12 protein-coding genes are annotated in these 15,887 nt (G+C 67.8%); 8 read left to right on the top strand and 4 right to left on the bottom strand.

Features of this window, described 5'->3' with window-relative positions:
• Positions 1–2: 2 nt before the first annotated feature.
• The 3 genes from nrdR to FOA17_RS17490 form a co-directional block, all read right to left on the bottom strand.
• The gene (gene nrdR, locus FOA17_RS17500) at positions 3–473 is read right to left on the bottom strand and encodes a transcriptional regulator NrdR (protein ID WP_149142796.1); all 471 of its coding nucleotides are present in this window, start codon (positions 471–473) and stop codon (positions 3–5) included.
• 185 nt (positions 474–658) lie between these two features.
• Positions 659–1,036 carry a hypothetical protein gene (locus FOA17_RS17495; protein ID WP_149142795.1) on the bottom strand — a complete coding sequence of 126 codons (378 nt, stop codon included), beginning with the start codon at positions 1,034–1,036 and terminating at the stop codon, positions 659–661.
• An 89-nt stretch (positions 1,037–1,125) separates the two neighbouring features.
• Complete coding sequence (locus FOA17_RS17490) at positions 1,126–2,535, bottom strand: aldehyde dehydrogenase family protein (RefSeq protein WP_149142794.1); 1,410 nt, start codon at positions 2,533–2,535, stop codon at positions 1,126–1,128.
• 174 nt (positions 2,536–2,709) lie between these two features.
• Here FOA17_RS17490 and FOA17_RS17485 point away from each other — a divergent pair, with 174 nt between their 5' ends.
• From FOA17_RS17485 to FOA17_RS17450, 8 genes are all read left to right on the top strand, one after another.
• Entirely contained in the window at positions 2,710–3,765 is a 1,056-nt protein-coding gene (locus FOA17_RS17485) for a substrate-binding domain-containing protein (protein ID WP_149142793.1), read from the top strand.
• A gap of 60 nt (positions 3,766–3,825) precedes the next feature.
• Positions 3,826–5,271 (top strand): phosphate ABC transporter permease subunit PstC, encoded by a 1,446-nt coding sequence (gene pstC, locus FOA17_RS17480; RefSeq protein ID WP_149142792.1) that lies wholly within the window; start codon positions 3,826–3,828, stop codon positions 5,269–5,271.
• Positions 5,268–6,608, top strand: a complete 1,341-nt coding sequence (pstA, locus tag FOA17_RS17475) for a phosphate ABC transporter permease PstA (protein ID WP_149142791.1) — start codon at positions 5,268–5,270, stop codon at positions 6,606–6,608. Before pstC ends, pstA begins: the two co-directional genes overlap by 4 nt.
• A gap of 12 nt (positions 6,609–6,620) precedes the next feature.
• Positions 6,621–7,418 (top strand): phosphate ABC transporter ATP-binding protein PstB, encoded by a 798-nt coding sequence (pstB, locus tag FOA17_RS17470; RefSeq protein ID WP_149142790.1) that lies wholly within the window; start codon positions 6,621–6,623, stop codon positions 7,416–7,418.
• Between the two features lie 13 nt (positions 7,419–7,431).
• Positions 7,432–8,157, top strand: coding sequence for a phosphate signaling complex protein PhoU (gene phoU, locus FOA17_RS17465; protein WP_149142789.1), 726 nt, complete (start codon positions 7,432–7,434; stop codon positions 8,155–8,157).
• Positions 8,158–8,161: 4 nt separating this feature from the next.
• The gene (gene phoB / locus FOA17_RS17460; RefSeq protein WP_149142788.1) at positions 8,162–8,854 is read left to right on the top strand and encodes a phosphate regulon transcriptional regulator PhoB; all 693 of its coding nucleotides are present in this window, start codon (positions 8,162–8,164) and stop codon (positions 8,852–8,854) included.
• 73 nt (positions 8,855–8,927) lie between these two features.
• Positions 8,928–9,713 carry an alpha/beta hydrolase gene (locus FOA17_RS17455; RefSeq protein ID WP_238991870.1) on the top strand — a complete coding sequence of 262 codons (786 nt, stop codon included), beginning with the start codon at positions 8,928–8,930 and terminating at the stop codon, positions 9,711–9,713.
• Between the two features lie 100 nt (positions 9,714–9,813).
• Complete coding sequence (locus tag FOA17_RS17450; protein WP_149142786.1) at positions 9,814–11,850, top strand: M10 family metallopeptidase C-terminal domain-containing protein; 2,037 nt, start codon at positions 9,814–9,816, stop codon at positions 11,848–11,850.
• 10 nt (positions 11,851–11,860) lie between these two features.
• Here FOA17_RS17450 and FOA17_RS17445 read toward each other — a convergent pair whose 3' ends face one another.
• Positions 11,861–15,730, bottom strand: a complete 3,870-nt coding sequence (locus tag FOA17_RS17445) for a calcium-binding protein (RefSeq protein ID WP_149142785.1) — start codon at positions 15,728–15,730, stop codon at positions 11,861–11,863.
• Between the last annotated feature and the right edge of the window lie 157 nt (positions 15,731–15,887).

The following is a 15,887-nucleotide window of genomic DNA, read 5'->3' as shown; positions in this document are numbered from 1 at the left end:
GCTCACTCCTCGGTCACGCCGGGGGCGGGGCGCAGTTCGGAGACGAATTTGTCGAAATCGTCCGCTGCCTGGAAGTTCTTGTAAACGCTGGCAAAGCGCACATAGGCCACGGTGTCGATCCGTGCGAGGCTTTCCATCACGATCTCGCCGATCGACCGGCTGGGGATATCGGTCTCGCCCAGGCTTTCCAGACGCCGCACGATGCCAGAGATCATCTGGTCGATGCGCTCGGGGTCGATCGGGCGTTTCTGCATCGCGATACGGATGGACCGTTCCAGCTTGTCGCGGTCGAAATCCTCGCGTTTGCCGCTGGATTTGATCACCACCAGATCGCGCAACTGCACGCGCTCATAGGTGGTGAAGCGCCCGCCGCATGCGGGGCAAAAGCGCCGGCGGCGGATCGAGACGTGATCCTCGGCCGGGCGCGAGTCTTTCACCTGGGTGTCGATATTGCCGCAGAATGGGCAGCGCATCGGCCGTCCCCCTTTGTTTCTGTCTGTCCTGCCTCGTCCGGGGTTCCTTGAAGGCGGACCCCAGTTATCCACAGAGGCTAGCGCAAGGGCACAGGTTTCGGCCAGACGGAAAATTGCACCGCATCATCTGGGGGTGCAACTGTGGCGCGCAGGACTCAGGGGGGCGTCAGGCGCCGGGGGTTTGGTCAGCCGCGCCCGTGCTGGCCCCAGCACAATTGCCGGGCAAAGGCCACGCTGATCGACCCGTCATCGGGGCCGAACAGGAAAAGCCCGGTCTTGCCGGCGCTGCCTTCGGGCGAGAGGGTAAAGGCGATGCCCTGCCCCACCCGGCGCGGCGCCGGCGAGGCGCGCCAGATCCGGGCCTGCGGGCCAAGGTTCAGCGCCTGCCCGGCATAATCGCCCGCCGCGCACCATGCCTCGGAGGCGGAAAGGCCGGGGCGGGCCAGCACCTCGAACCCGCCTGCGCCGCGCGGCTCGATCCGGGCGCCATCGCGATGGGTCCAGGCCAGCAGCGGGCTGGCGGCAAGGCTGAGGGCAAGGGCGGCGGCAAGGGGGCGAAGCATGGATGGTTTCCTTTGGCTGTGCCGCAGTCTAGCCCGGCCGCGCGGGCGGGGAAAGCCCCGGCGCCATCACAATCAGGGCAGCGGGGGCCCTAGCGGCGCGGCAGCGACCACGCGGTCAGCCGCTTGACCCAGCCGATCATCCGGCGGCTGCGGGCGCCATAGGGCGGGAACAGCAGCGGCGCCGGGCTGAAGCGGTTTTCCAGCACCGGCTTTTCGTGGCTGAAGGCCAGAAACCCCCAGCGGCCATGCGCCTGCCCCTGCCCCGACACCCCCACCCCGCCAAAGGGCAGGCCGGGATGCGAGAAGTGGATCATCGTCAGATTGACCCCGACCGCGCCTGAGGACGTGCCGGCGATCACCCGGTCGATCATGGCCCGGTCATGATCGAATATATAAAGCGCCAGCGGCTTGTCCCCGGCATTGATGCGGGAAATCACCGTCTCGATGTCTGAAAAAGGCAAGATCGGCAGGATCGGGCCAAAGATTTCCTCGCAGGCGAGCGGCGTGTCGGGGGCCAGCGCCTCCAGCACCGAGGGCGGCATCTGCCGCCCCTGCCCCGGCCCGCCGGTCAGCAGCCGCGCGCCGCGGTTCAGCGCCTCGGCCAGCATGTCACGCAGCCGCGTCGCGTGGCGGTCGCTGACAATGGCGGCCAGATCGCGCCCTGCGGGGTATATGCGCGCGATCTCGGCCAGCAGGGCGGCCTTGAAGGGCGCGGCGATGCTGTCATGCACGAACAGATGATCGGGCGCGATGCAGGTCTGCCCGGCATTGGCGAATTTGCCAAAGGCCACCCAGCGGGCCGCGCGCGCCAGATCGGCGCCGGGGCCGATGATGCAGGGCGACTTGCCGCCCAGCTCCAGCGTGACCGAAGTCAGATGCCGGGCGGCGGCGGCCATGACGACCCGCCCCACGGCGGGCGAGCCGGTAAAGAAGATGTGGTCGAAGGGCAGCGCCAGCAGCCGCGTTGCCACGTCCATGTCGCCTTCGACCACCGCGACCAGATCGGGCGGAAAGCAATCGGCCACCAGCCGCGCGATCAGGGCCGATGTGGCGGGCGCCAGTTCCGAGGGCTTGATGATGGCGCTGCACCCCGCCGCCAGCGCCGAAACCAGCGGTCCGAGCGCGAGCGAGACCGGATAGTTCCAGGGCGCGATGATCAGCGCCCGGCCGCGCGGTTCGGGCACCAGCCGCGCCACGGTGCCCAGCCCGGCCAGCCCACCGCGCACCCGGCGCGGGCGCATCCATCGCGGCAGGTGGCGGCGCGCCTCGGCGAGGTCTTGCAACAGCGGCGTGACCTCCACCAGCAGCGATTCTGCCGGGGCACGCCCCAGATCGGCGGCCAGCGCGTCACAAATCGCGGATTCGGCGCGCTGCACGGCCTGTGCCAGCCGCCCCAGAGCCGCCCGCCGCGCCGCCAGACCAAAATCGCGCCGCCGTGCCGCCCCGGCAGCGCCCTGCGCCTCAAACACTTGTTCCAGCACCGTATTTTCCTCCGCCATGGCGCGCAGACTATCACCGGAGCGCCGCCGCGCATCGCAAACGTGGCGTCACCCCGGCACCGGCCCCGGCGGGTTTTACAAAACTGTCACAGAAATCTTGCATGACCGTCACATCCGGCGGCTACCCCCTCGGCTCAAGGGCAAGTGCCCGACCGGACACAGATGGAGAACCCGATGTCTGCCATGAAACTCACCGTCTCTGCCATTGCCATGGTGGCCGCCTCGGCCACCGGCGCCCTGGCCCGCGACAATATCCAGATCGCCGGCTCCTCGACGGTGCTGCCCTATGCGACCATCGTCGCCGAAGCCTTTGGCGAGAATTTCGACTTCCCGACCCCGGTGGTCGAGGGTGGCGGTTCGGGCGCGGGCCGCAAGAAGCTGTGCGAAGGCGTGGGCGAAAACACCATCGACATCGCCAACTCCTCCAGCCGCATCAAGCAGTCCGATATCGACCTTTGCGCCCAGAACGGCGTGAACGAAATCATGGAAGTGCGCATAGGCTATGACGGGATCGTCTTCGCCTCGGATATCGGCGGCGCCGATTTCGCGCTGACCCCCGCCGATGTCTACGGCGCCCTGGCCGCCAATGTGGCCAAGGACGGCGCGCTGGCCGCCAATGGCGCGAAGCAATGGGCCGATGTGAACGCCGCCCTGCCCGCCCAGGACATTCTGGCCTTCATCCCCGGCACCAAGCACGGCACCCGCGAGGTGTTCGACGTGAAGCTGCTGGAGGAAGGCTGCAAGACCACCGGCGCCTATGACCTGTTCCTCGCCGCCTCGACCGGCGCCGATGACGACGCCAAGAAGAAAGAAGCCGGCGAAAAGTGCCTGGAAGTGCGCACCGACGGCGCTTCGGTCGATATCGACGGCGACTATACCGAGACGCTGGCCCGCATCGCCGCCAACAAGGCCGCCGTGGGCGTGTTCGGCCTGTCCTTCTACCAGAACAACACCGACAAGCTGAAGGTCGCCACCATCGACGGGATCGTCCCCTCGGTCGAGACGATCTCCAAGGGCGAATATCCGGTGTCGCGCCCGCTCTACTTCTACGTCAAGAAGGCGCATCTGGGCGTGATCCCCGGCCTGAAGGAATATCTCGAATTCTTCGTGTCGGATGACATGGCCGGCCCGGAAGGCCCGCTGGCCGCCTATGGCCTGGTGTCGGACCCGGACCTGGCCGCGACGCAGGAAATGGTTGCCGCGGAAACCCCGATGGGCCCGCTGCAATAAGCTGACGATTGCGGGGGGCGAACCGTCGCCCCCCGATCCCTTTTCACGGACGCAAGACAGATGAGCCTTGGTCTTCTGACGCTGATCGTTCTGGGCCTCGCGGCCTTCGGTTTTCTTCTGGGGCGCGGGCGCGCCCTTTCGTCCGTCAAGGGCGACCCGCGCGCGCTGCATTCCCTGCCCGCCTATTACGGCTGGTCGGTCGCGCTGGCGACGGCGGTACCGGCGCTGCTGGTGCTGGCGGCCTGGCTGTTCGTGCAGCCGGCGCTGCTGCAAGGGCAGATCGCGGCGCAACTGCCCGCCGATGCCGCCGGCAGCACCGATCTGGCCATGGCCGACCTGCGCCGCATCGCCTCGGGGCTGGACCGGCTGGAGGGCAGCCTGCCCGCCGCCGATCTGGCCGCGCTGACACAAGACCCGGCCGCGCTGCGCGGGCAACTGGCGTCGGCCGGCGTCGCCCTGGGCGCTGAGATCGACCCGGCGGTGCTGAAGGCCGCGACCGATTATCGCGCCGCCGCCACCCGCGGACAGGGTGCCATGGTGCTGGTGGTGGCGCTGATCGCGGCGGCGGGTTTCGCCATCGCGCTGTGGCGCATCCGCCCCGACCTGCGCGCCCGCAACCTGGTGGAGCAGTTGACGACGCTGGTGCTGATCGGCTGTTCGCTGATTGCGGTCGCCACGACCTTTGGCATCGTCGCCTCGCTGGTCTTTGAAAGCGTGCATTTCTTCCGCATCTACGATTTCGGCAAATTCTTCTTCTCGACCACCTGGAACCCGAAATTCGGTGGCGGCTCCGATCTGGGCCTGTGGCCGCTGGTCTGGGGCACGCTTTACGTTTCGGTGATCGCGCTGGTGGTTTCGGTGCCGATCGGGCTGATGGCGGCGATCTATCTGTCGGAATATGCCGGCCGCAAGGTGCGCAGCTTTGCCAAGCCCGCGATCGAGATCCTGGCGGGCATCCCGACCATCGTCTATGGCCTCTTTGCGCTGATCACCGTCGGCCCCTTCCTGCGCGACTGGTTCGCGCAACCGCTGGGCCTTGGCGCCTCGTCCTCGTCGGTGATGACGGCGGGGCTGGTGATGGGCATCATGCTCATTCCCTTTGTCTCCTCGCTGTCGGATGACATCATCAACGCGGTGCCGCAGGCGATGCGCGACGGGTCTTATGGCCTGGGTGCCACGCAATCGGAGACCGTGAAACAGGTGGTGCTGCCCGCCGCCCTGCCCGGCATCGTCGGCGCGGTGCTGCTGGCCGCCAGCCGCGCCATCGGCGAGACGATGATCGTGGTGATGGGCGCCGGCGCCGCCGCGAAGATGAGCCTCAACCCCTTTGAGGCGATGACCACCGTGACGGTGAAGATCGTGAGCCAGCTGACCGGCGATACCGAATTCGCCAGCCCCGAGACGCTGGTGGCCTTTGCCCTTGGCCTGACCTTGTTCTGCTTCACGCTCGCGCTCAATGTGCTGGCGCTGGTGATCGTGCGCAAATACCGGGAACAATACGAATGACCGACGCGACCCATCCTATCGCGGCCCGAGGCTCGCTTCTGGTGCTGGATCCCCGCACCAAGGCGCGCAAGGCCGCCGAGACGCGCTTTCGCCTCTATGGCGCCGCTGCCATCGCGATCTCGATCCTGGCGCTTGTGGTGCTGCTGACCTCGGTTCTGGGCAATGGTCTGGGCGCCTTTCGCCAGACCTTTGTCACCCTGCCGATCACGCTGACGGAAAAGACGCTCGACAAATCCGGCACCCGCGACCCCGAGGTGATGAAGAAGGTCACCACCATCGGCTACAGCAAGCTGATCGACACCGCGCTGACCGAGGCACTGGCCGCCAAGGGCCTGTCCACCGAAGGGCTGAGCAAGAAGGAACTGTCGGGCCTTCTGTCGCAAGAGGCCGCGGCGACCCTGCGCAATCAGGTGCTGGCCGACCCGACGCTGGTCGGGCAGACGGTCGAGGTAAAGCTTCTGGCCAATGGCCGGGTGGACGGGTTCTTCAAGGGCCGCGTCACGCTGGAAAGTGCGGCGCGCGACAGCAACATTTCGCCCGCGCAACTGGAACTGGCGCAGAAGATGCGCGAGGCCGGGCTGATCGGGCTGGGCTTCAACATGGCCTTCCTGACCGGCGCGGACGCCTCCGAACTGCGCCCCGAGGCCGCGGGTCTGGGCGTCGCGATCCTGGGATCGGCCTATATGATGCTGATCGTGCTGGTCCTGTCGCTGCCCATCGGGGTGGCCACCTCGATCTATCTGGAGGAAATGGCGCCCAAGAACCGGTGGACCGACCTGATCGAGGTGAATATCGCCAATCTCGCGGCGGTGCCCTCGATCGTTTACGGCATCCTCGCGCTGGCGCTGTTCATCAACTTCATGGGCTTGCCGCAATCGGCCCCCATCGTCGGCGGCCTGGTGCTGACGCTGATGACGCTGCCCACGATCATCATCGCGACGCGCGCCGCGCTGAAGGCCGTGCCGCCCTCGATCCGTGACGCGGCACTTGGCGTCGGCGCCTCGCGCAATCAGGCGATCTTTCACCATGTGCTGCCGCTGGCGATGCCGGGCATCCTGACCGGCACCATCCTGGGCCTTGCGCGGGCGCTTGGCGAAAGCGCGCCGCTCCTGCTGATCGGCATGGTGGCCTTCGTCAAGGATTTCCCCTCGGCGCCGCCCGAAGGGCTGATGCAGCCCGCCACCGCCCTGCCCGTGCAGGTCTATCAATGGACGCAGCGTTCCGATCCGGCCTTTGTGGAACGCGCCTCCGGGGCCATCATCGTGCTGATGGTCTTTCTTCTGATCATGAACGCGGTCGCAATCATACTGCGCCGCCGCTTTGAACGCCGCTGGTAAGGGGGCACCGATATGAACGACATGCGTATCCTGGAACGGGACGTGGAGACCCAGACCGCCAAGATGACCGCGCGGGGCGTGCAGGTCTATTACGGCGACAACCACGCGCTCAAGGATGTGGATATCGACATCCTGCAAAATACCGTCACCGCTTTCATCGGCCCGTCGGGCTGCGGCAAATCCACCTTCCTGCGCTGCCTGAACCGGATGAACGACACCGTCGCCTCGGCCCGCGTTCTGGGCCAGATCCTGCTGGAGGGCGAGGATATCTACGACAAGCGGGTGGACCCGGTGACGCTGCGCGCCCGGGTGGGGATGGTGTTCCAGAAGCCCAACCCCTTTCCCAAGTCGATTTATGACAATGTGGCCTACGGCCCCAAGATCCACGGGCTGACCCGGTCAAAAGCCGATCTGGACGAGGTGGTGGAGACCGCGCTGAAAAAGGCCGCCCTCTGGAACGAGGTGAAGGACCGCCTGTCGGCGCCCGGCACCGGCCTGTCGGGGGGCCAGCAACAGCGCCTCTGCATCGCCCGCGCCATCGCCACCTCGCCCGAGGTGCTGCTGATGGACGAACCCTGTTCCGCGCTCGACCCGATCGCCACCGCGCAGGTGGAGGAGCTGATCGACGAATTGCGCAGCCAGTTCTCGGTCGTGATTGTCACCCATTCGATGCAGCAGGCCGCCCGCGTCAGCCAGCGCACGGCGTTCTTCCATCTCGGCAATCTGGTCGAATTCGGCGAGACCGGCCAGATCTTCACCAATCCGCGCGATCCGCGCACCGAATCCTACATTACCGGCCGTATCGGCTGAGCGGGGGCAGTTCATGCACAGCGAAAAGCACATCGTTTCGTCCTTCGACCGCGATCTGGAGGGCGTGCAGGCCATGGTGATGAAGATGGGCGGGCTGGTGGAAACCGCGCTTCTGGATGCCGCCCAGGCCCTTGATACCCGCGACGAGGAACTGGCCGCCCGGGTGCGCGCCGATGACAAGGTGATCGACGCGCTGGAGGAACAGGTCCATACCGAATGCGCCCGCCTGATCGCACTGCGCGGCCCCACGGCCAGCGACCTGCGCACCGTGCTGACGGTGATGCGCATCGCGGCCAATCTGGAACGCTGCGGCGATTACGCCAAGAACCTGGCCAAACGCTCGGTCGTGCTGAATGGCATGATGCCGATCGACGGCGCCACCGGGTCGATCCGCCGGATGAGCCGCGCGGTGGTGATGCAGCTCAAGGATGCGCTGGATGCCTATATCGCCCGCGATACCCGCATGGCCGCCGATGTGCGCCAGCGCGACCGCGAGATCGACCAGATGTATAACGGGCTGTTCCGCGAATTCCTCACGCATATGCTTGAGGATACCCGCACCATCACCCCCTGCATGCATCTGCATTTCATCGCCAAGAACATCGAACGGGTGGGTGACCACGCGACCGGCATCGCCGAACAGGTGATCTATCTGGTCGAGGGCCGCATGCCCGAGGACGAACGCCCCAAGGAAACCGGCGTCACCGCCCTGTCGGTCGCCCCGGATGCGGGGGCCTGAACAGATGGCGCGACACGAACAGCCCACGGTGCTTCTGGTCGAGGACGAGCCGGCACAGCGCGAGGTTCTGGCCTATAATCTGGAGGCCGAGGGCTTTGCCGTCACCCAGGCCGCCGATGGCGAGGAGGCGATGATGCTGGTGGAGGAAACCGCCCCCGACATCATCATCCTCGACTGGATGATGCCCAACCTTTCGGGGATCGAGGTCTGCCGCCGCCTGAAGATGCGCCCCGAAACCCGCGCGATCCCGATCATCCTGTTGTCGGCCCGCGCCGAAGAGGTGGATCGCGTGCGCGGGCTGGAAACCGGGGCCGACGATTACGTCATCAAGCCCTATTCCGTGCTGGAACTGATGGCGCGGGCGCGGGCGCAACTGCGCCGGGTGCGCCCCTCGACCGCCGGGGTGGTGCTGGAATTCGGCGATATCCTGCTCGACCCGGAAACCCATCGCGTCACCCGTCAGGGCGCGATGCTCAAGCTGGGCCCGACCGAGTTCCGCCTGCTGACCACCTTCATGGAAAAGCCCGGCCGGGTCTGGAGCCGCGAGGCCCTGCTGGACCGGGTCTGGGGGCGCGACATCTATGTCGATACCCGGACGGTGGATGTGCATATCGGGCGGCTGCGCAAGGCGCTGATGCAGCATGGCGGCGAAGATCCCTTGCGCACGGTGCGCGGCGCGGGCTACGCGCTCGGCTGAGGGCGGCTGAGGGCGGCTTGCCAATCCGCACGGGCGGCGGCACTCTGCGGCCCGGATGCGGAAGGGGCGCGCGATGCAGGATCTGTCTGACGATTACGCCAATGGCGCCCATATCGCGGGGGCTGACGGCTTTCCGCCGCGCTGGCAGGCCGCAAGTGCGGCGTTCCGCGCGGGTCTGGGCGACCGGGCGCAATGCGACCTGCCCTATGGGCCGGGCGCGCGCCATCGTTTCGATCTGTTCCTGCCCGAGACCGCGCCGCGCGGGTTGCTGGTCTTTGTGCATGGCGGCTACTGGATGGCCTTCGGGCGCGAGGGCTGGTCGCATCTGGCCGCCGGCGCGCTGGCACGCGGTTGGGCCTGTGCCATGCCGTCTTACACCCTGGCACCCGAAGCCCGGATTTCCGATATGGTGCAAGAGGTTGCCGCCGCCTGCACCGCTGCCGCCGCCCGGCTGCCCGACCTGCCCCTGGTGGTGACCGGCCATTCGGCGGGCGGGCATCTGTCGGCGCGCATGGCCTGCGACGATATCGCCCTGCCCGGGCTGCGCCGGGTGGTGCCGATCTCGCCGCTGGCCGATCTGGCGCCGCTGATGCAGACCGGCATGAACGCGACGCTGCGGCTGGATGCGGCGGAATGTGCCAGGCAAAGCCCCGCCCGGCTGACCCCGCGCCCCGGCATCGCCGCCCATGTCCATGTCGGCGGGCAGGAACGCCCGGCCTTTCTGTGGCAGGCGCGGCTTCTGTCGGAACGCTGGGCCTGCCCCTGGTCGGTCGCCCCCGGGCGGCACCATTTCGACGTGATCGACGCGCTGGCCGATCCGGCGTCGGATCTCTGCGGAGTGCTGTTCGGCACGGCGTAACGTTGCGCAACATATTGTTGCCCGCTCTCGGGTTTCCTCGCCTTTCACGATTTGTTAGGCTTTACCGGATTTTGCCCCTGATCAGATTGCTGTCCTCCTCATGTGTACGCTTTGCGCCGCCCTTTCGCCCACCAATGCCACCTCGGTTCTGGACCAGCACCTTGCCGCCTCGCTGGGCAGCAAGCCCGACTATACGCTGAACCAGATCGCGGCCCAGCTGACCGACGGCTATTGGAACTATAACGGCGAAAGCCGCCGGGCCTTTGTGCTGGGCACGGACCGGGCGCTGACCTATGACATGTCGGGGCTGAGCAGCGCCGAACAATATGTGGCGCGCGCCGCCTTGCAAGCCTGGACCGATGTCAGCGGCATCCGCTTTGTCGCCTATACGACCCCGCGTCTTGTCGTGGTGAACGAAGGCACCGATGCCGCCGCCGATACCAGCACGGCCAAGACGATGCCGGTCAATGGCGTGTTTCAGGGCAGTCTGACCGGATCGAATGACGAAGACGCGGTGAAGGTCAGCCTGGTCGCCGGCAAGACCTATACGATCACGCTGGAATCCCGCGGCGCCATGGGGATGAGCGACCCTTACCTCTTGCTGGCCGATGCCAGCGGCACGGTGATCGACGAAGACGACGATTCCGCCGGCGGGCTGGACAGCCAGCTGACCTTTACCGCCGATCGCAGCGGCACCTATTTTCTGGGCATCGGCAGCGCCTCCAGCTTTGACAGCGGCGATTACGCGCTGACGCTGCGCGAAGGGGGCGGCACCAGCGGCAGCGCCGAGCTGGTCTTCACCAATGACAATCCGCAGGGCGGCGCCTTTTCCACCTCGGATCTGTCGGGCAATCGCATCCTTTCCTCGCTGATCAACATCGCAAGCGACTGGGTGGAAACGCCGGTCTCGCTCGACAGCTACTGGTTCCAGACCTATATCCACGAGATCGGCCATGCGCTTGGCCTCGGCCATGGGGGCAATTACAACGGCGAGGCAACCTGGCCGACGGATGCGCATTATGCGCAGGACAGCGTGCTGTTCACCGTCATGTCCTATTTCTTTCAAGAGGGCGACAGCAGCAGCACCAACCCCAATTATCTGGGTGACTGGGGCAATGTCGTCACCGCCATGTCGGCCGATATCGTGGCGATCCAGAACCTGTATGGGCTGAATTTCAGCACGCGCGGCGGCAATACCGTCTATGGCGCGCATAGCAATGTCACGGGCTATCTGGGCGATCTGTTCGGCGCGATGTTCGATGGTGAAAACCCCGGCCAGCGCATCTGGCTGCGCGAGAACATCGCCTTTACCGTCTATGATACCGGCGGGTATGACCGGCTGGATTTTTCGACCACCCGCGCGGCGCAGACCATCCGCATGACCGAAGGCAGCCTGTCTTCGGTGGGCGGCTATGACCTGAACATGTCGATCGCCCGCGGCACCAGGATCGAGGCGGCGAATGGCGGCTATGCGCGCGATGTCATCCTGGGCAATGCGCTGAACAACCGGCTGAGCGGCGGCGCCGGCAATGACCTGCTGTCGGGCGGGCGCGGCAATGACGTGCTCAAGGGAGGCACCGGCAGTGACCGGCTGGTCGGCGGCGGGGGGCGCGACATGGCCGATTATCGCGGCGCCGCCAGCGGCGTGACCGTGCAACTGGGTCTGACCCGCGCGCAGGATACCGGCCAGGGCCGCGACATCCTGATCGGGATCGAAGGGCTGGCCGGGGGCGCCTTTGGCGACCGGCTGACCGGCAATGGCCTGGCCAACCGGCTTTCGGGCAATGCCGGCGCCGACCGGCTGTTCGGCGCCGGCGGGTCCGACACGCTGACAGGCGGGCATGGCCGCGATCTGCTGGATGGCGGCGCGGGCAATGACCTGCTGCGCGGCGGCGCGCAGGCCGATACCTTCCGCTTTGGCGCCGGGCGCGACACGATCCTCGATTTTCAGGACGATATAGACCGGATCGGCCTTGACGACGCGCTCTGGGGCGGCGGGCGGCGCAGCGTGGCCGCCATTCTGGATGACGCGGTGCTGCGGACGGCCGGGGTATTGCTGCAATTCGGCAGCGCCAGCCTGCTGGTGCGCGGGGCCGACCGCATCGCCGATCTGGCCGACGATATCTTCGTGTTCTGATCGGGCGCGGTCAGAACAGCTCGATCACCTGGCGCAGGCCGGCCAGCGTCGCGATGCCCTGCACCTCGATCGCGCCCCGCGCCCCGAAATCGAGCGCGACACTGTCGCCCAGATCCTCGCCATAGCGCGAGACGATGGTCGTGACCGACAGGCCGCGCAGCATGGGCAGGGCGCTGCGATCCAGCCACAGGTCATCGCCCTGCGCGCGGCGGAAATCGGTGATGCGGTCCTGCCCGCCGTCAAAGACGAAATCATCCGCGCCGCGCCCGCCGGTCAGCAGGTCATTGCCGCGCCCGCCCGCCAGCCGGTCATTGCCAGAGCCACCGATCAGCGTGTCATGGCCCGCCCCGCCGAACAGCCGGTCGGCGCCCGCCAGCCCGGACAGCCGATCGGCCCCGCCGCGCCCGTCCAGCAGATTGGCCCCGCCCGACCCGATCAGCCGGTCAGCCCCCGCGCCGCCTTGCAGCCCCTCGATCCCGCGCAGGATATCGCGGCCCTGCCCGGTCTCTTGCGCGCCGCGCTGCATCAGCGACACGCGCACCCCCTGCGAGCCGGCATAGACCGCGATATCGGCCCCGCGGCCGCCATTCAGCAGGTCGTTGCCGCCCCCGCCCATCAGCCAGTCGCTGCCGCGCCCGCCGAACAGCCGGTCGGCGCCGCTGCCGCCCGACAGGCGGTCATTGCCGCTGGCACCGGTCAGCAGATCGGCCGCCGCCCCGCCATAAAGCCGGTCATGCCCGGCCCCGCCGCGCAGGGTGTCCGCGCCGGCCCCGCCCGAAAGGGTATCCTGCCCGGCGCCGCCCGACAGCGTGTCGCGCCCGCCCATGCCGCGCAGCCGGTCATCCCCCGCGCCTGAAATCAGACGCTCGGCCCGCAGGCTGCCGATCAGCACGTCACGGCCGGCGCCGGTCACCACCTGTTCAATACCGATCAGGGTCAGCTGCCCCTCGCCCGTCACCTGCGGCGTGACCTTGCGCAGATCGAGCCGCATGGCGGCGCCGGTCTGAAAGACCAGCCGGTCAAAGCCCGCGCCGCCGTCGATGCGGTCATTGCCGGTGCCGCCATAGATCAGGTCATTGCCCGCCCCGCCGAGCAGCAGATCGGCATCGGCCCCGCCGCGCAGCAGATCATCGCCCGCGCCGCCGTCCAGCGTGTCGCGACCAATGCCGCCATCCAGCATGTCGCGCCCGTCATTGCCTTGCAGCCGGTCATGCCCGGCCTCGCCCAGCAGCAGATCGTCGCCGGTGCCGCCATCGCCAAGGTCATCGCCCGCGCCGCCCGCCAGCGTATCGGCTCCGTCGCCGCCGCGCAGCGTGTCATTGCCGTCCTCGCCCCAAAGCCCATCCTGCCCGGTGCCGCCATCCAGCAGATCATGGCCCGCCCCACCCCAGAGCCGGTCATCCTCGGACCCGCCCCAAAGCGTATCGTCATCCTCTTCGCCCAAAAGCGCATCCGCCCCGGCGCCGCCTTCCAGCCAGTCGCGGCCCCGGCTGGCGCGCAGCGTATCGGCCCCGCCATCGCCCGCCACGCGGTCATTGCCGGTGCCCGAAAGGATGATGTTGGCGCCCGCATTGCCGATCAGCGTGTCATTGCCCCAGCCGGTCGCCAGATGCTCGATCCCCACCAGCAGGTCGCTGCCATGGCCCACGGTGTTCTGCGCCACGGTCAGCCGCAGGTCGAGCCGCACCGCCGGGCGCCCTTCATAGACCGCCCAGTCGGCGCCGCTGCCGCCGATCAGCGTGTCATGGCCCGACCCGCCGATCAGCGTGTCATCGCCGCTGCCGCCGTCCAGCCGGTCATGCCCGCCCTGGCCGTCCAGCAGATCGGCGCCGCCACCGCCGCCCAGGCTGTTGGCGCCCCGATCGCCGGTCAGCCGGTCGCCCGCCTCGCTGCCGATCAGCCCCTCGATGGAGATCAGCACATCCCCCGCCGCATCGCCGCCCGCCGCGCTGCCCGTGCGCAGATCGACGCGGATGGCGCTGCGCGACCCCGCCCAACTGGCGATATCGACCCCGGTCCCGCCGGTCAGCCGGTCGGCCCCCGCGCCGCCGATCAGCGTGTCATTGCCCGACCCGCCGGTCAGCCGGTCATTGCCGTCAAAACCCTCCAGCAGGTCATTGCCGGCCTTGCCCCACAGATGGTTGGCCGCCGCACTGCCCGAAAGGCGGTCGCCATAGGCAGTGCCCGACAGATGCTCGATCGACTGATAGCGATCCTGGCCCGACGATCCGCCGCCGGGCGGGGGCGAGCTGAGGCTGGCGGTGACAGCATGGGTCAGCCCCGCGTAATCGACCAGATCGCCCCCCGCGCCGCCGATCAGCAGATCGCCGCCATCGCTGCCCATAAAGGTGTCGTCGCCCGCCCCGCCGGTCAGCGTCTCGCCGCCGGTGGTGCCGGTCAGCCGCCGCCCCGCCACCACGGCGGGTTCGGTCATGTGCCACAGCCCGAACAGCTGCGACGAGGTGAAGACATCGCGCGAAAAATCGCGCCCGTCGGCGGAATAGACCGTCAGCGCCTCGGTTCCCCAGCGGATCACCACAGCGCCGCGCCGCTCGGCCATGGGCAGCACCTCCACCGCATAGACGCGGCCCCAGGCAGAGAGGTCGATCCGGTCTTCGGCAGGGTCGAAATCTCGGATCAGATCCGCCGCGCCGTCACGGCTCAGCACAAAGACATCCGCCCCCGCCCCGCCGCACAGCGTATCGGCCCCCGCACCATCGACCAGCACATCGTCGCCCGCCCCCCCGATCAGGGAATCGTTGCCCGCCGCCCCGAACAGCAGATCATCCCCGACCGTGCCGGTCAGCGTGTCATTGCCGCTGCCGCCGCGCTGTGTGGGGGCAAGCGCGCCGGGGTCAAAGCGCGCGCGCAACAGGCCCGAGGCCTCGCCCGCCAGCACAAGTTCCACCTGGCCGTCGCGGACCACCGCCTCGATCGCGGTCAGGTTGTCGGCCGGAAAGGCGCCCGAGGCCAGCACCTGCCCTGCCGTGATCAGCCGCCCGTCGGGCAAGAGCATGAAGGCCTGCACCCCGGAATCGGCCCCGCCCGCAAAGACAAAGACCCGGTCGCCCACCACCGCCGTCGCCAGCGCCTCGGCGCGCTGAAAGCGGGTATCGAGCGTGTCGATCACATGATCGGCCAGCCGCAGATTGCCATCCGCCGCCAGTTCCAGCACCGAAACCGAGGATGACCCGCTGCCCGCGACCAGAACCCATGTCCTGCCGCCCGCCGTGACCACCTCAAGCGCCGAGGGCGCGGCGACCCCCAGCCCGGCCGAGGCGCCCAGTTTCGACACGGTTTCCAGCTTGCCGTCGGCGCTCAGCTTCCAGACCCGCAGCGCATCTTCGGCGGTCGAGACCGACAGGATATAGTCCTGCCCGCCCGCGCTGGCGGTGACGAGGCCGCGAATATCCACCATCTGTTCATCGGCGCCGAACAGATCCTGCCGGTCTGTCGCGCGCATCCGTCCGGCACTGTCCAGCCGCCACACCTCCAGCCGTCCGGCCGATTGCAGGGCCAGCACCGCATAGGCCATGCCGTTCATCTGGGTAAAGGTCTGCGCCGCGACCACGCCGCCCGGCGCCTTGGCAAAGGTGAAGGCCGCGCCGATCTGCCCGGCATCCGACAGCGCATAGCCGCCCAGATGGCTGGCCCAGCCCCCGGTCCAGACCAGCCGCTCCTGCCCCGCCAGGGTGGCGAACATCAACTCTGACGGCGCCGAGATCGTGCTGCCGGCGACAATCGACTGCTGATCCAGCAGCCGCAAACCGGTCGAGGTCAGCTCCAGCGACAGCAGCCCCCCGCCGGCCCGCGTGGTGGTGAACAGTTGCACCTGCCCCTCCACCACCCGCGAAATGATGTCCGTGACCCCTGCCAGCATCTGCGATGCAGCAGTTCTGAATACGCCCAAAGCGCTGAAGCGGCCCACACTGCCCCCCACACCCGAATTTTCACACCCGGGTTCAGGATGGCGTGGCTTGCTTTGTCAGACCTTAACAAAGCATGGCGGGAATGCGGCGTTTGGTTTCAATGCCGTC

It is taken from the genome of Gemmobacter caeruleus (assembly GCF_008271655.1).
Classification (GTDB): Bacteria; Pseudomonadota; Alphaproteobacteria; order Rhodobacterales; family Rhodobacteraceae; genus Gemmobacter; species Gemmobacter caeruleus.
The sequence above is the reverse complement of the archived record's forward strand: the minus strand, read 5'-3'. Positions and strand labels throughout refer to the sequence as shown.

Coding starts and splice junctions, on each gene's coding strand:
- nrdR (WP_149142796.1), bottom strand. CDS start 473: ATGCGCTGCCCATTCTGCGGCAATATCGACACCCAGGTGAAAGACTCG.
- FOA17_RS17495 (WP_149142795.1), bottom strand. CDS start 1,036: ATGCTTCGCCCCCTTGCCGCCGCCCTTGCCCTCAGCCTTGCCGCCAGC.
- FOA17_RS17490 (WP_149142794.1), bottom strand. CDS start 2,535: ATGGCGGAGGAAAATACGGTGCTGGAACAAGTGTTTGAGGCGCAGGGC.
- FOA17_RS17485 (WP_149142793.1), top strand. CDS start 2,710: ATGTCTGCCATGAAACTCACCGTCTCTGCCATTGCCATGGTGGCCGCC.
- pstC (WP_149142792.1), top strand. CDS start 3,826: ATGAGCCTTGGTCTTCTGACGCTGATCGTTCTGGGCCTCGCGGCCTTC.
- pstA (WP_149142791.1), top strand. CDS start 5,268: ATGACCGACGCGACCCATCCTATCGCGGCCCGAGGCTCGCTTCTGGTG.
- pstB (WP_149142790.1), top strand. CDS start 6,621: ATGAACGACATGCGTATCCTGGAACGGGACGTGGAGACCCAGACCGCC.
- phoU (WP_149142789.1), top strand. CDS start 7,432: ATGCACAGCGAAAAGCACATCGTTTCGTCCTTCGACCGCGATCTGGAG.
- phoB (WP_149142788.1), top strand. CDS start 8,162: ATGGCGCGACACGAACAGCCCACGGTGCTTCTGGTCGAGGACGAGCCG.
- FOA17_RS17455 (WP_238991870.1), top strand. CDS start 8,928: ATGCAGGATCTGTCTGACGATTACGCCAATGGCGCCCATATCGCGGGG.
- FOA17_RS17450 (WP_149142786.1), top strand. CDS start 9,814: ATGTGTACGCTTTGCGCCGCCCTTTCGCCCACCAATGCCACCTCGGTT.
- FOA17_RS17445 (WP_149142785.1), bottom strand. CDS start 15,730: ATGCTGGCAGGGGTCACGGACATCATTTCGCGGGTGGTGGAGGGGCAG.